A 14592-nucleotide genomic window follows, 5' to 3' on the forward strand; every position below is an offset into this window, starting at 1 on the left:
TTTAAAATGGAAAACAATCAACAAGAGAATATTCCTTCTCCCGTTTCAATGGAATCCGGCATTAAGACGGAAGTCATTTTAGAAGTCACCAATTTGGTGAAAAATTTATTCTATCCCAGCGAGTCAGATGAGCCTATTGAATGGTTTAAATTTAACGCAAATGTAAAAGAGGGCTTGACCGTCAGTGACTTGGAGTTTTTTTTAGGCTATCCTCCCTCCGTGAAGGCTGAAGAAATTCCGACAGAAAATTTTTGGGAGCCTCTCCTTGCAGTAGAGGAGTGGTACGGCGACGAGGAGCGTGCTCAGGTAGAAAATTTTAAATCTGTGAAGCAATTACTGGAAACAAACCTGAATCATCTGAAAGCATTTCGCGTTGGCCAAATTGAAATTGATTTGTATTTGGTGGGCCAACTCAATGAAAAAGAATGGGGAGGGCTAAAAACCTTGCTCGTTGAAACCTAAATTTTTTGAAATGACTAACCTATTTCAGGATGCTTCTTTGGCGGAAATTGAGGCCGCAATGGAGCGGGCGTATGCCGCGTTTTTGATATATCGTCGCACAACGGCCAAACAAAAAGCGAGCTTTATCCGTGCCGTTGCCGACGAAATTGAAGCCTTGGGCGAAACGGTGATTGAAGTAGCCATGCGCGAAACCCACCTCCCTGCCGCCCGACTGACGAGCGAGCGCGGGCGCACCTGCTTTCAACTCCGCAACATTGCCGACGTAGTGGCCGAAGGTTCATGGCTTGAAGCTACGATTGACACGGCACTTCCTGAGCGTTTGCCACTACCCAAGCCTGATATTCGGAACATGTTGGTTCCCATTGGGCCCGTAGTGGTATTTGGGGCAAGCAACTTTCCGTTTGCCTATTCTACGGCGGGTGTTGACCCCGCCGCCGCATGGGGTGCAGGGTGTCCAGTGGTGGTGAAAGCCCACCCCGCTCATCCCGAAACCTCGGAGATGGTGGCGGCCGCCGTCAAAAAAGCCATTGCTAAAACAGGAATGCCCGAGGGGCTTTTTGAGCACATTCATGGTGCCAATTTTGAAATTGGGAAAGCCTTGGTTTTACACCCCAAAACGGCGGCAGTGGGCTTTACGGGTTCTTTTGCCGGAGGTAAGGCCCTGTTTGACTTGGCTGCGCAACGACCGGTTCCCATTCCCGTTTTTGCCGAAATGGGAAGCACCAATCCTGTCTTTTTATTGCCCGATGTCCTTGAAAAAGAAGCTGAGAAGTACGCAAAAATGTACGCTGGCTCCATCACGGGGGGAATGGGACAATTCTGTACCAAACCTGGGCTTCTCATCGGGATTGAAAGTCAGGGGTTAGACACATTTATCAGCGTATTGGCGACGGAGATTCGGGCCATTCTGCCCGCTCCGATGCTGCATTCGGGTATTGCCAAGGCATTCAGAACAAAGAGAGCGGACGTATTAGGGCAACAGACAGTCGTTGTGGAAGCCGAAACTTCGCAGCACTACGGGGAAGAAGAAGGGATTCCAAGCGTAGCTTCCGTGACGGCGGCGCAGTTTGTGGCTAATCCCGCGCTTCATCAGGAAGTGTTCGGGCCTTTTTCTCTACTGATTAAGTGCAAAGATGCCGCTGAAATGCAGGATGTGATTGGTCATTTGGAAGGTCAATTGACGTGTACCGTTCTTGGCACCGAAAAGGATTTAGCCCAGGCCGCTGATTTGTTGTTTGCTGTCAGCCTTATTTGCGGGCGACTTATTTTAAACGGCGTTCCTACGGGGGTGGAAGTGGGGGCGGCCATGCAACACGGAGGGCCTTTTCCGGCGAGTACTGATGGGCGATTTGGCTCTGTCGGTCCGCACGCCATGAAGCGATTTGTACGGCCGTTGGCCTTCCAAAACTTCCCGATGCGCTTATTACCCGATGAACTCAAAGACGGAAATCCCTTGGGGATTTGGCGCATGGTAAACGGCAATTGGGAGAAGTAACTTATTGTTTTTCAAAGATATATTCCCCCGTTCCGTAGGGATTCAAAACGAGCCTTTTGGAAGTAAGAGAGACCAATTTAATCAATCGTCCGTTGCTCGAAGACATACATAAGGCCCTAATTCTGATGTCTTTATCTTCGATTTCGTAGCTGCCTCCGCCACAACCCAAAAAGGCATATTCAATGGGTTTGGTGTTTTGAAAGTATTCGTTGAACTGTTTATCGTTGGTGAAAGTAACAAAAACACCTTTGTCGTTTGGAATCGTTATCTGCGTGCAGTTTGTACTACTGGTGGGTTTGCAATAGGAAACTAATTTCCACGTTCCGACGAGTTCATTGTCAGGGTTTTTGTTGCAGGAAAGGCAAGCCGTAATTAAGAGGAATAGAAGAAGTTTTTTCATAGTAACTCAGTCAAAAGCGTTTTTTAACGTTCTGTATAAGACGCAATTGACCCTTTTAAGGTTGTAATGATTGTAAAAATAGGAACAGGATTGAAATAATTTTTGTAATTCCTGCATACCATTACTTATCTCAAAGAAGTTAGTCTAATGCTAGGCAACGAAAAAAGAAGCTTTAAGCATGTTTATTCAATCAATTGTTCATCACATCATGAAAACATCTTTCATTTACGTATTTACACTGTTTGTTTCGGTCAACGCGATGGCGCAAGAAGAAACGAAGAAAAAAGGCTTGGGCGGGTTTCTGGAAAAAGCAGGTCAGGTGATTAATTCGCCGTCGGTGGGTGATTTGAGCAACGACGAAATTGTGCAGGGGTTAAAAGAAGCCTTGAAAGTCGGTATTTCCAATGGCTCGGCGCAGGCTTCGGCTGTGGACGGATACTTTAAAAATAGCCTCATTAAAATTGTGTTTCCGCCCGATATTCAGCGCGTAGAAGCGCGGTTGCGTCAGCTGGGCCTTGGCAAGGAAGTAGACCGTTTTGTGTTGTCGCTCAACCGGGCCGCCGAAGATGCCGCCAAAAAATCTAAACCAGTATTTGTGAAAGCCATTACGTCGATGACCATTCAGGATGCCGTGGGTATTTTAAGGGGAGATTCTACTGCCGCCACTCAATACTTGCGTCGTACGACGAATGAGGAATTGTATAAGCAGTTTTTTCCCGTGGTAGACAGCACGTTACAGCTCAACAAGGCCACTAAATACTACGCAGACCTAATCAACACCTACAACAAGCTTCCGTTGGTTCAAAAAGTAAATCCAGATTTGAAGCAATACGCTACCCAAAAAGCAATTGATGGGTTGTTTGTGTTAGTGGCACAAGAAGAGCGCAAGATTCGGAAAGACCCCGTGGCACGGGTGAATGATTTGTTAAAAAAGGTCTTTGGACAAAAATAATTTTAAGCCGCTTTGAAGTGGTCTTGGTTTGAAAAATGAGTGGTCTCGGTTTCTCAAAACCGAGACTTTTTTGTAAAGCCCAGAGAGCCTTCAAAAATGTCAATGTACCGATACCAATTCGAGGCTCCGCATGACGACTTCGCCCATGCTACGGCATTTTAAAAAACTCGTATTTTGGTAGTGTTGGGCCAATTCCCGCTTCAATTGCTCCAAGTTTTGGGTCGATGAAATTGTATCGGCCATCATCACATTCATCAAATCCTGAATCCGCGTTCGTTCCACCCGGATGCGTCCCGAAATCAACGAGCGTTCTTCCTTTTGGTATTGCTCTACACTCTCCGAAGTCAGGTATTTCATGCCTACTTCAATGATAGCGTTGTTTTGCTTGAAATATTGGGGCAGATAAACGGCCTTTTTTCCTTCGTAGGATTGCTGGTCAAAATCAATGGAGCGGATGCGGTAATAAATCTCCTCAAAGTCGGGGGTAATATCGACTACGAAATTGCTGGAGTGCATATCGCCAAGCAGACGCACAAAACAGCGCTCGTTAAATTTTACGAATTCTTTGCAAAACCGAACGGTGTTGAGGTTGGGTTCATACAGGTAATTTTTGATGAACATATCACCTGGAATTCCAGCAATGTGCTCTTCTATCAACGTCTCGTCGCTGGTCAGGTAGCTGATGCGGTTTGGGGATAAAATGTGCTCTAATTCAAGCCCATAAATGCGCGATGAGTCGGCATTTTTAACGTAAAAATAGTCAAAGTTATCATTGACTTTATTCACGATTCGAATCCGAAAAGGCTTTGAGTTACCATAAGAGCATACATCTACCCGGTCAACATACAGGTGCTTCATGACCGATAAATCTCCGTCGGCTTTGAGGTCAGCGTAGATGGTTTTGAGGGCGTAATAGATTTCGTCAATTTCGCTATGGGCGTAAAAGACCGTTTCCCAAAGGGTGTCGTTTCCGCGTTTGTCATACAACGGAATGGCGTTGTCGTATCGTAATAAGTAACGATAATCGATTGGCAAAGCCACTTCGCGGTTATAACTCTCCAAATACTTGCGTAAATCCGCATTGATTCGGAAAGGAATCTTTTTTTTGGAGATGAAGGCCATAATCAGTACTGTCCTTTTTTTATTACGTTCGCGACAGCGTAAACGGTCGTTGGGCGTCCAATTTAAGGAAAATAAACAGCAAAATCGTAAAGGCCCACATTGAAGACCCACCGTAGCTGAAGAAGGGTAGAGGAATCCCGATGACGACCATCAAACCGATGGTCATTCCGATATTAACCAAAAAGTGAAAAAACAGAATTCCCGCTACGCAATACCCATACGCCCGGGCAAAACGCGTTCGTTGGCGCTCGGCCAGAAATATTAGGCGACACATTAGTCCCAGAATGAGCAACACCACGGCGGCACTTCCTACGAAGCCGTGCTCTTCGCCAATGGTACAGAAAATAAAATCGGTGTGCTGCTCGGGCACAAAGTTGAATTTGGTTTGGGTGCCGTCCAGAAACCCTTTCCCCCATAAACGACCAGAACCAATGGCTATTTTTGACTGGATAACGTTCCATCCTTTGCCCATGGGGTCGGCTTTGGGGTCAATCAACACCTCAATCCGCTTGCGGTGGTGGGGTTGAAGTACATTTTTAATGAGAAAATCGACACTAGCCGAAAATAGCATCATTGCCCCGAAAATCACGGATAAGTTGATGATTGTTTTCTGGTTTCGGTCATAGCGGGGAATTACAAAACGAAAAATAATTACCGCTAATACCACCAACCCCAACGAAATGTACAAAGGAGAAAAGAATAGCGACAGAATGAATAACGTAATGGCAATCAGCAAGATGGAGGGATAAATACCGGGGATTCCTTCCCGGTACAAGACCACCATAAAAGAGGCAAATACCAACGCACAGCCCGTTTCTTTGGAAAGAATGATAAGTAGCATGGGCAGAAGTATGATGCCGGCGGTCAAGAGTAAATCTCGAAATTTAGTGAGATTGACACTGGGCTGCGTGATAAACTTACTGATCATCAAGGCGGTGCCTAGTTTGGCAAATTCGGCGGGTTGGAGAGAAAAAGACCCGATTTTAATCCAAGATTTGGAGCCGTTTATATCACTGCCAATGACCAGAACCGCTAGCAGCAAAAAGATGCACAGCCCATAAATAATGGGGGCAAACGCTTCCCAAAATTTATGGTCAATCACCAGGATAGCAATGATAAGGAACCCCGCCGAGCCGATAAACATCAACTGTCGACCGGCATTGTTGGAAAGGTCAAAAAGTTTGGTCTGCTCTTCTGGGTTATACACCGCAGCGTAGACGTTGAATAGGCCCATCGTGACGCACGCGGCATAAATCAATACGGTCAGCCAATCTATATTTTGGGTAATGTGTTCGTTACGGGCCATTTTCTTGGGGTAATACTTTTCTAGTTCTTAATTATGCTTTGGGATTTCCGCTGCTGAGTAGGTAAGCGGATGTCCAAAGCGTTTCTATTAAGAATTAGGGAGCTTCCGTTAATTTATTGAATGCCGCCTTTTCGCGGTTTACGATGGTGGCTTCGGGCTTAGTGGGCGTGGGCTTTTGCTCTTTAGGCTTTGGAAGTTGGGACTTGGGGATAATCACATTTTGGAGGAAGTTTTTATTCATCCACTCCTGCTCATAGGCTTTACGGTCTATGTGTCGTTTGATGTATTTTTCAATCACCAACGAAGCCACGGGCGCGGCGGCAAATCCTCCAAAGCCTGCATTTTCTACGAATACCGCAATGGCGATTTTGGGGTTATCTTTGGGTGCAAAAGCGATAAAAATAGAGTGGTCTTTGCCCTTTTTGTTTTGAGAAGTTCCCGTTTTTCCGCACATAACGATGTCGGGAATAATAGCACCCCGAGAAACGGTTCCCCTTACAACGGCCATTTCCATTCCATCCACCACAGGCTCAAAATACCGGCGGTCAACACCCGTTTCGTGCCGCTGCTTAAACTCAGGAAGGGGATTGTCGTTTTTGCCGATTCCTTTTACCAAGTGAGGCGCAATATACCAGCCGCGATTGGCGATGGTGGCGGCCAAATTGGCCAGCTTGAGCGGGGTAATCAACAATTCACCTTCGCCAATACTGAGTGAATATATATTTGAAAACTTCCAGCCGTTTACACCATACCATTTATCATAAAATTCAACGTTGGGTAATTTACCGAGTGCTTCACTGGGCAGGTCAATGCCGAGTTTTTGCCCAAACCCAAATTTTTCGGTATAATCATGCCATTTTCGCAACCCCATAGCGGAGGCTTTGAACGTATTTTTTTCAGTATTGGCGTAAATCATTCTTCTGAATACATGATAGAAATAAGGATTACATGACCACTGAATAGCACTGTGTACTCCTGATAGCCCGCCGTGACCGTGGCATTTCATAGGTGCTCCTGCGTGGGAGAATATACTGCCTGGCGAAATGGCCCCTTCTTGCATAGCTACCAACGCCTGTACCGTTTTGAAGGTGGAACCTGGGCGGTAGCTGCCCATCACGGCGCGGTTGAGCAGCGGACGGTAAGGGTTGAGGGCCAGCTTCGCATAGTTTTTAGAAAAATCGCGCGTGGCAAACAGCGCGGGGTCGTAGCTGGGTGCGGAAGTGATGGCCAACACCTCTCCACTGGAAGGTTCAATCGCCACCACGGCACCCGCTTTTCCCTGCATTAGACTATCCACGTATTGCTGGATTTCGAGGTCGATACTGGTGTATAAATTCTGTCCGGCTTGCGCAATGGTATCCAATTCACCACCTTTCCACGGCCCTTTGGCAACTCCGTTGACGTCTTGCATCACGTATCTAACTCCCCGCTGTCCGCGCAGGTATTCTTCATAGAATTTCTCCAAGCCACTTTGACCCATCAAATCTCCTTGTCGATAATACGGATACTCTTGAGCATCCAATTGCTTTTGGGAAACTTCACTTACGTAGCCCAACGCATGGGCGAGGGTAGGAGCGGAGTAAGTCCTGACGGAACTTTTAACGTACTCAAAGCCTGGATAATCAACCAGCACATCCTGAATATGCGCAAAATCCTCTTTGGATAATTGACGCAGAAAAAGTGAAGGTTTTTTGCGGGAATACACCTTGGCTGCTTTCATTAGGCTGTCAAAATCAGCCCGGGTAATGCTGAGAGCGTTGCACAGCGCAAGGGTGTCTGCTACTTTGAGTTTGTTGGGGGTTACGTACAGGTCGTAAACTAACGTGTTATAAACAATCAGGTTGCCATAACGATCATATACCTGGCCCCGCATCGGTACATCGGGAATAGCCCGGATGGAGTTACTGGCGGTTTCGTACGTATTATCAAGTACTTGAAGGTACAGGAGGCGTATCAGATAAATAATTCCTACCAACACAAACAATCCATACACGAAAAACTTTCTATTCTCTGACATTTACTTTAGCTGATGATTAATGGTAATGCGTACTTCTTTTAAGCCTGCCTTCAACGATACCAGTTGATGAATAACTAATACAAAGTTCGCGGGTTTTAATCAATTTTCAAGCATAAAGTAACGTAATTCAATAAAAAAAGGAGGAACCAGCCCCCCTTCTTTCAGAAGTATATTTTTGGGAACAGATTTACCACCCAGCTCCTTTGATTTTGATCTTAATTCGGCATAAGTACATGTCGGCAGTGATGTACAGCGTTGAGCCATCGTCACCCCAGCCACAGTTGGCCGTTGCTTCTCCAGTGTCAATTCTGCCCAGTAGTTTTCCGGCCGGAGAGAAGATTAAAACACCGCCCGGCCCAGTGCTCCACACATTGCCTTGGGCATCTACTTTTAGGCCGTCGGGTAAGCCGGGCAATCCCTGTTTGACCATCGGCGTGGCGTCATAAAATACCTTTCCAGGGCCGACAGTACCGTCGGTTAACACTGGAAATGCCATGATAACTGCTTTGTTGGGGTCTGATTGTGCTACATACAGAATTTTTTCATCGGGCGAAAACGCCAGCCCGTTTGGCCGCGTCATGTCTTTGGTAAGCAGCGTGACTTTGCCATCGGTACCCGCTCTATATACCCCAAACCAGTCAATTTCGCGAGTGGTATCTTCGTGTTTTTTAGGTAAACCATACGGAGGGTCGGTAAAATAATAGGCCCCGCCCGAATGTTGCACCACGTCGTTGGGACTATTGAAGCGCTTGCCCTGATAATTGTCGGCAATGGTACGTTTACCGACCCCCGTGAGTGGCATGACCGAAATCCGCCGGTCGCCGTGTTCTGCCGATATTAAATGCCCTTGACGGTTGAGCGTAAGTCCGTTGCTGCCGGGTTCGTCACCGTAGGTGCCAGCCCCCGTAAAACCAGAAGGTTTTAGAAATGGGGTCAATCCTTCTTTGGCACTCCATTTAAAGACAGTGTTTTGTGGGACATCCGAAAACAATAAATAACCGCCTTCTTTGATCCATACTGGTCCTTCGGCCCACACAAATCCCGAAGCCAAGACTTCGATTTTAGCGTCGGAGGCAATCAGGGCATCCAACTGCGGGTCTATCCGCACGACTTTGCCAAGGGTAGGAAACGAAGATTGGGCAAACAAAGCAGATTGGCAAACAAGCCACGTACACGTCAGGAGTGCGGGGAATTTCATAGGTGGAGGTTTAGCGGTTAAGTCATCTATTGTTCAAAGTTCATTTTTGATTTTTTATAATGTTCCAGCTTCCTGAATATTCTTGGATAGAAATAACAAACCCGCCAACGCCCCTTGGGTTGACGGGTTTATCGTTAAAATAGACCGGCTAAATTACACTACTAAATGGTTGCTTTCAGCAAGACCGCTTTTACTTTGGTATAGTATAAAGTAGTAATTCCCTCAAATCCTGAATCAGTGCCCACCAGAAGCCACAATTCACCCTTATCGTTGGTTTTGGCCGAAAAGGCTTTTGATTGGTTGGTCCGTTTGATGATTTGGTACTTGTAAGTTTCTCCTTCAATACCCACGGTTCCTAGCACAATGGCGTTTTTGCCGCCGCTGCTTTGGTTGCCTTTGTCCCAGTTGAGGGTCCAGTGTTGGGCATTGGTGCTGTCTTTCACTTTTTGGGGTTCAATTCCTGAAGCCCCCGCTTTCAAGTAGACAGCCCCCCCTGGTGAACCGCCAATGCCTACGCCTTTTTCGGGGTATTTCGAGGCTAGTTCCACTTCAAAAGTGATGTTATACGTTTGGTTGGGAGCCAAGCCAGTCAGTTTTCGTTTCAGGTACATAAACGCGTCGTCGCTGCGGTTGTGGCTCGTGAGCATAAATCCCTTTTTGAGGGAGTCGGTAGGCAAAGCCGTGATTTTTGAACTGAACTCCATGATGGAGTCTTGTTGGGTGCTGAAGTCGGTGAGGCCCGCTTCCCAGTTCTCGTTGCCTTTGTTAAAGTCGCTGGTGTGAATAAAATTAGGTCCTACGTTGTCGTCGGTTGTGTCGCAGCTTGCCATTCCCAGCGTCAGTACGGCCCCAATTCCCCAAATCGCTTTTCTACCCGTTGATTTTGAGTGGTTTACCACTTGTTGCCACATTCCGATGGCCAACCCTTTTACTTGCATTGATTTCATTGCTGTTTACTTTTTTTTAAGATGAATAATGGTGAATTCAAGGACGCGAATTCATCAAAGTGACGCGGAGGGTTGAGAGAAGGTTGGAAAATGGGTTGTGAAAAAATAGTTTTGAGGGTCGTATATTTTCGTGATAAACGGCGGAGCAACGGCCTAGTTGACTGAATTACAGCGTAAATAAGAAGCTGAAATTTTACTTAAAAAAAGAAAAAAATTGAGCTGAAATAAAGGGACAAAGTGCAGCCCAGTCCTGAGAACAATCATAAAATGCGTGTTTAAAATAAAGCTACCTTTGCGGTCAAAATGATAAACATTAAGACAAAAACATGGAAGTTAAAGACAGTAACGGGAATTTATTGAATGAAGGTGATTCGGTTTCCGTAATCAAAGATTTAAAAGTAAAAGGCTCTTCGAGTGTCATTAAAAGGGGGACAATTGTCCGTAAAATCCGCCTGACCGACAGCGAATCAGAAATCGAAGGGAAAGTCGAGAAAACGGTAATGGTCTTAAAAACAGAATTTTTGAAAAAGGTATAACTCAACATTTATGCAGTACACACCGCACATCTGGCGGAGTTCTGGCCCCATGCTTATCTTTATTTAGAATTTTTTTAAGATATTTGTACCCCGATTAGAACAGAAAGTACGCATTTGTTGTTGAATTATTGAATTAACTGCACACATACGCGATGAGCAAAGAGGTAGATATCCTGGAAGAAATTACCAACTCCGAATATAAGTATGGCTTCGTAACCGACATAGAAGCTGATGAAGCCGCGCCTGGCCTAACGGAAGATACCGTTCGGTGGATTTCGGCAAAGAAACAAGAGCCAGAATGGATGACGGAGTATCGTTTAAAAGCATTTAAGATTTGGCAAAGCATGACTGAGCCAACGTGGCCCAATGTTCATTATACGCCCGTTGATTATCAGGCAATTAAATATTATTCTGCCCCCAAGCAGAAAAAGGAGATAGGTTCGTTGGATGAAATTGACCCTGAGTTGAGACGTACTTTTGAACGTCTGGGAATTTCACTGAACGAGCAAAAACGTTTGTCGGGTGTGGCGGTGGATGCCGTTATCGATTCGATTTCCGTAGCCACTACTTTTAAGGTCGAACTCAAAAAACAAGGCATCATTTTCTGCTCTATGAGCGAAGCCATTCAGGACCATCCTGAGTTGGTTCGTAAGTACCTTGGCTCGGTTGTTCCAGCCAAAGACAACTACTTTTCAGCACTTAATGCCGCCGTTTTCTCGGATGGTTCGTTTTGTTATATCCCCAAAGGCGTTCGTTGCCCGATGGAACTTTCGACCTATTTCCGAATCAACGCTTCTGGAACAGGACAATTTGAACGGACGCTTATTGTAGCTGATGAAGGTTCCTACGTAAGCTATCTGGAAGGATGTACAGCTCCCATGCGCGACGAGCACCAACTGCACGCCGCCGTGGTCGAAATCATTGCCCATGAGCGTGCCGAAGTAAAATACAGCACTGTACAAAACTGGTATCCTGGCGATAAAGAAGGCCGTGGCGGAATTTATAACTTCGTAACCAAGCGGGGTATTTGTGAAGGTGCCCACTCGAAAATCTCGTGGACACAGGTTGAGACTGGCTCGGCCATTACTTGGAAATACCCTTCTGTTATCTTGAAAGGTGATAATTCTATCGGAGAGTTTTATTCGGTGGCGTTGACCAATAACATGCAGCAGGCCGATACGGGAACCAAAATGATTCACATCGGCAAAAATACCAAAAGTCGAATCGTATCAAAAGGTATCTCAGCGGGTAAAAGCCAAAACTCTTACCGTGGATTGGTTCAGGTATTTAAGCGTGCCGAAAACGCCCGTAACTTCTCGCAGTGCGATTCGTTATTGCTCGGCGATACGTGCGGAGCACATACTTTCCCATACATCGAGGTAAACAATACCACCTCAACCGTAGAGCACGAAGCGACTACCTCAAAAATCGGTGAAGATCAGTTGTTTTACTGTAATCAACGCGGTATTCCGACCGAACAGGCCGTGGCATTGATTGTTAACGGATACGCTAAAGAGGTTTTAAATCAGCTTCCGATGGAATTTGCAGTTGAAGCCCAAAAGTTGCTCGAAATAAGCCTCGAAGGTTCAGTAGGCTAAGAGTAGCAATTTGAATATTTTGCTTTTCTAGGTAGAGCTACGCTAAAAACATTCAGCTAAAGAATAGGTTTATGATGGTGATAGGACATAGTTCTTATCACCATTTATTTTTGGTAAAATATGAAAAAGAAAACGACCTTAAACCCTGAACTGACCCCCGAAACATTGACGGGTCTAAAAACCAGTGAACCCAAAGACGTGGCCGTTGGAATGCCCGCCGTTGTCAGTTCCATGAAACACGTTTTTGGCGCAATGGACGTAGGAAGAGGGGTAAAAGCGTTGCTGAATCTAAACCAAAAAGAGGGATTTGACTGCCCAAGTTGTGCGTGGCCAGACCCCGATGACGAGCGCTCGTCGTTTGCGGAATACTGCGAAAACGGTGCTAAAGCGGTGGCCGAAGAAGCGACCACCAAACGACTTCTGCCCGATTTTTTTGCCAAATATTCCATTGCCGAATTGGGTACTTGGAGTGATTACGAATTGAGTCAACAGGGCCGTATTGCGCAACCCATGCACAAACCCAAAGGGGCCGACCACTATGAGCCGATTGCTTGGGAAGATGCTTTTGCGTTGATTGCCAAACACCTTAACCAACTTCAATCCCCCAACGATGCGATATTTTATACATCGGGCCGCACGAGCAATGAAGCGGCGTTTTTGTACCAACTCTTTGTGCGGGAATACGGGACCAACAACATGCCCGATTGCTCCAATATGTGCCATGAATCGAGCGGAGTAGCCCTGATTGAAACCGTTGGGATTGGTAAAGGCTCGGTGAAACTGGAAGATTTGTACTTGGCTGACCTGATTATCATTGCGGGCCAGAATCCTGGTACAAATCATCCCCGGATGCTGAGCGCGCTGGAAAAAGCCAAGCGAAACGGTGCTAAAATACTATCCATTAATCCATTGCACGAAACGGGCTTGGTCGCTTTCAGTAACCCTCAAACGGTGGGGGGATTGTTGGGTGCCAAGACCGACCTATCCGATGTGTTTTTGCAGGTACGCATCAATGGCGATGTGCCGCTTTTTAAAGCCCTGTTGAAATTGATGCACGAAGAAGAACAGAAAAATGGAGGCGTATTTGATTGGAAATTTATTGAAGAAAAAACGACGGGTGTTCAGGACTTGCTCGTCGATTTAGAAAAATATACGCTCGTACAACTAGCCGATGATTGTGGATTGACCCTGAGTCAGTTGCGAGAGGCGGCGGAGTTGATTATTCGTTCAGAAAAGATTATTGCCTGCTGGGCCATGGGCCTGACACAGCATAAAAACGCGGTTGACAATATTCGGGAGGTGGTGAATCTGCTATTGCTCAAAGGCTCGATTGGAAAGCCTGGGGCGGGCACCTGCCCAGTGCGCGGGCACAGCAATGTGCAGGGAGACCGAACAATGGGAATTTGGGAAATGCCTCCCAAGTCATTTCTGGACAGTTTGGAGAAACAGTTTGGTTTTCAGCCGCCTCGTGAGCATGGCTATAATACCGTGGAGGCAATCAAAGCCATGCACGAACGCAAAGCCTCGGTTTTCTTTGCCATGGGTGGTAATTTTCTTTCGGCTACTCCAGATACTGTCTACACCGCGCAGGCACTAAGAAATTGCAGCCTGACGGCGCATGTTTCGACCAAATTGAATCGAAGCCATTTGGTAACGGGGGAAGAAGCCTTGATTTTACCTTGTTTGGGCCGCACCGACCAGGATATTCAGCACGGGGAAGCACAGTTTGTGAGTGTTGAAAATTCAATGGGAGTGGTACACCAATCCAAAGGAAAGTTGAAGCCGATTTCTGAATTTTTGTTGAGCGAACCAGATATAGTGCGCCGGCTGGCAAACGCTGTATTGGAATATAAATCTGTGGTTGATTGGGATAGTTATGTGGCCCATTACGATAATATTAGATCGGCCATAGAGCGTACTATTCCGGGGTTTGAAAATTATAATGAGCGGGTACGCAAGCCTGGCGGATTTTATTTGCCAAACGGTGCTCGCGACGGAGATTTTAAAACAAACACCGGAAAAGCAGCTTTTTCGGTCAATCAGTACGTACCTTTAAAATTGGCGGAAGAGGAATATTTGATGATGACGATCAGAAGTCATGACCAATTTAATACCACGATTTATGGTCTTGATGACCGTTATCGCGGTATATATAATGAGCGTAGAGTGGTGTTGATGAATGAACAGGATGTACACAAAAGAGGGTGGAAAGCGGGTACAAAAGTGGATTTATTTAACTATTTTGGTGGTGTAGAGCGAACGGCACCTCAATTTATCATTGTCCTGTATTCAATTCCAGAAAGGTGTGTTGCCACTTATTTTCCCGAAACAAATATATTGGTTCCCATTGACAGCTTTGCAGATAGGAGTATGACACCCACCTCAAAAACTGTTATTATTCAAATGAAAATAACGGATTAGTTATTTTGGCAAGGTATTTTTTTGAGAAATCTAATGTTATCAAAAACTGTGCCGGATAAGTTTAGGGATTTTTTTTGCTTTTATTCCAATCGTTATCAAACTTATCCTTTAAGGTTTTTAAAAATACTTAATAGTGCA

12 protein-coding genes are annotated in these 14592 nt (G+C 45.8%); 6 read left to right on the plus strand and 6 right to left on the minus strand.

Annotation, left to right across the window (positions count from 1 at the left end; translation table 11 throughout):
* The first annotated feature begins 6 nt into the window (after positions 1-6).
* Positions 7-462, plus strand: coding sequence for a nuclease A inhibitor family protein (locus tag DR864_RS00685; RefSeq protein ID WP_114065129.1), 456 nt, complete (start codon positions 7-9; stop codon positions 460-462).
* 10 nt (positions 463-472) lie between these two features.
* Positions 473-1957 carry an aldehyde dehydrogenase (NADP(+)) gene (locus DR864_RS00690; protein WP_114065130.1) on the plus strand — a complete coding sequence of 495 codons (1485 nt, stop codon included), beginning with the start codon at positions 473-475 and terminating at the stop codon, positions 1955-1957.
* Between the two features lies 1 nt (position 1958).
* Here DR864_RS00690 and DR864_RS00695 read toward each other — a convergent pair whose 3' ends face one another.
* Positions 1959-2357 (minus strand): lipocalin-like domain-containing protein, encoded by a 399-nt coding sequence (locus DR864_RS00695; RefSeq protein ID WP_114065131.1) that lies wholly within the window; start codon positions 2355-2357, stop codon positions 1959-1961.
* Positions 2358-2565: 208 nt separating this feature from the next.
* On the opposite strand from DR864_RS00695, the gene DR864_RS00700 reads away from it, so the two are divergent.
* A complete protein-coding gene (locus DR864_RS00700; RefSeq protein ID WP_114065132.1) occupies positions 2566-3309 on the plus strand; it encodes a DUF4197 domain-containing protein in 744 nt (247 codons plus the stop codon).
* Positions 3310-3408: 99 nt separating this feature from the next.
* Here the strand turns inward: DR864_RS00700 and DR864_RS00705 are convergent, their stop codons facing one another.
* The 5 genes from DR864_RS00705 to DR864_RS00725 form a co-directional block, all read right to left on the minus strand.
* The gene (locus tag DR864_RS00705) at positions 3409-4431 is read right to left on the minus strand and encodes a hypothetical protein (RefSeq protein ID WP_114065133.1); all 1023 of its coding nucleotides are present in this window, start codon (positions 4429-4431) and stop codon (positions 3409-3411) included.
* A gap of 22 nt (positions 4432-4453) precedes the next feature.
* Positions 4454-5737: a rod shape-determining protein RodA gene (rodA, locus tag DR864_RS00710; RefSeq protein WP_114065134.1), complete on the minus strand. Its 1284-nt coding sequence runs from the start codon at positions 5735-5737 to the stop codon at positions 4454-4456.
* Between the two features lie 94 nt (positions 5738-5831).
* Entirely contained in the window at positions 5832-7754 is a 1923-nt protein-coding gene (locus tag DR864_RS00715; RefSeq protein ID WP_114065135.1) for a penicillin-binding transpeptidase domain-containing protein, read from the minus strand.
* A 187-nt stretch (positions 7755-7941) separates the two neighbouring features.
* Positions 7942-8952 (minus strand): SMP-30/gluconolactonase/LRE family protein, encoded by a 1011-nt coding sequence (locus DR864_RS00720; protein ID WP_114065136.1) that lies wholly within the window; start codon positions 8950-8952, stop codon positions 7942-7944.
* 161 nt (positions 8953-9113) lie between these two features.
* Positions 9114-9899 (minus strand): hypothetical protein, encoded by a 786-nt coding sequence (locus tag DR864_RS00725; protein ID WP_114065137.1) that lies wholly within the window; start codon positions 9897-9899, stop codon positions 9114-9116.
* A 326-nt stretch (positions 9900-10225) separates the two neighbouring features.
* On the opposite strand from DR864_RS00725, the gene DR864_RS00730 reads away from it, so the two are divergent.
* From DR864_RS00730 to DR864_RS00740, 3 genes are all read left to right on the plus strand, one after another.
* Positions 10226-10435 carry an alkylphosphonate utilization protein gene (locus DR864_RS00730; protein WP_114065138.1) on the plus strand — a complete coding sequence of 70 codons (210 nt, stop codon included), beginning with the start codon at positions 10226-10228 and terminating at the stop codon, positions 10433-10435.
* A gap of 152 nt (positions 10436-10587) precedes the next feature.
* On the plus strand, positions 10588-12033 hold the full coding sequence (gene sufB / locus DR864_RS00735) for a Fe-S cluster assembly protein SufB (RefSeq protein ID WP_114065139.1): 1446 nt from the start codon (positions 10588-10590) through the stop codon (positions 12031-12033).
* Between the two features lie 120 nt (positions 12034-12153).
* The gene (locus tag DR864_RS00740; RefSeq protein WP_114065140.1) at positions 12154-14454 is read left to right on the plus strand and encodes an FdhF/YdeP family oxidoreductase; all 2301 of its coding nucleotides are present in this window, start codon (positions 12154-12156) and stop codon (positions 14452-14454) included.
* The last annotated feature ends 138 nt before the right edge of the window (positions 14455-14592 follow it).

The sequence above is a fragment of the Runella rosea genome, assembly GCF_003325355.1.
In the GTDB taxonomy this organism is placed as follows: domain Bacteria; phylum Bacteroidota; class Bacteroidia; order Cytophagales; family Spirosomataceae; genus Runella; species Runella rosea.

Excerpts from the sequence above, each read along its gene's own strand:
- DR864_RS00730 (WP_114065138.1), top strand. The coding sequence starts at position 10,226 with ATGGAAGTTAAAGACAGTAACGGGAATTTATTGAATGAAGGTGATTCG.
- DR864_RS00690 (WP_114065130.1), top strand. The coding sequence starts at position 473 with ATGACTAACCTATTTCAGGATGCTTCTTTGGCGGAAATTGAGGCCGCA.
- DR864_RS00740 (WP_114065140.1), top strand. The coding sequence starts at position 12,154 with ATGAAAAAGAAAACGACCTTAAACCCTGAACTGACCCCCGAAACATTG.
- sufB (WP_114065139.1), top strand. The coding sequence starts at position 10,588 with ATGAGCAAAGAGGTAGATATCCTGGAAGAAATTACCAACTCCGAATAT.
- DR864_RS00695 (WP_114065131.1), bottom strand. The coding sequence starts at position 2,357 with ATGAAAAAACTTCTTCTATTCCTCTTAATTACGGCTTGCCTTTCCTGC.
- DR864_RS00725 (WP_114065137.1), bottom strand. The coding sequence starts at position 9,899 with ATGAAATCAATGCAAGTAAAAGGGTTGGCCATCGGAATGTGGCAACAA.
- DR864_RS00685 (WP_114065129.1), top strand. The coding sequence starts at position 7 with ATGGAAAACAATCAACAAGAGAATATTCCTTCTCCCGTTTCAATGGAA.
- DR864_RS00720 (WP_114065136.1), bottom strand. The coding sequence starts at position 8,952 with ATGAAATTCCCCGCACTCCTGACGTGTACGTGGCTTGTTTGCCAATCT.
- DR864_RS00705 (WP_114065133.1), bottom strand. The coding sequence starts at position 4,431 with ATGGCCTTCATCTCCAAAAAAAAGATTCCTTTCCGAATCAATGCGGAT.
- DR864_RS00700 (WP_114065132.1), top strand. The coding sequence starts at position 2,566 with ATGAAAACATCTTTCATTTACGTATTTACACTGTTTGTTTCGGTCAAC.
- DR864_RS00715 (WP_114065135.1), bottom strand. The coding sequence starts at position 7,754 with ATGTCAGAGAATAGAAAGTTTTTCGTGTATGGATTGTTTGTGTTGGTA.
- rodA (WP_114065134.1), bottom strand. The coding sequence starts at position 5,737 with ATGGCCCGTAACGAACACATTACCCAAAATATAGATTGGCTGACCGTA.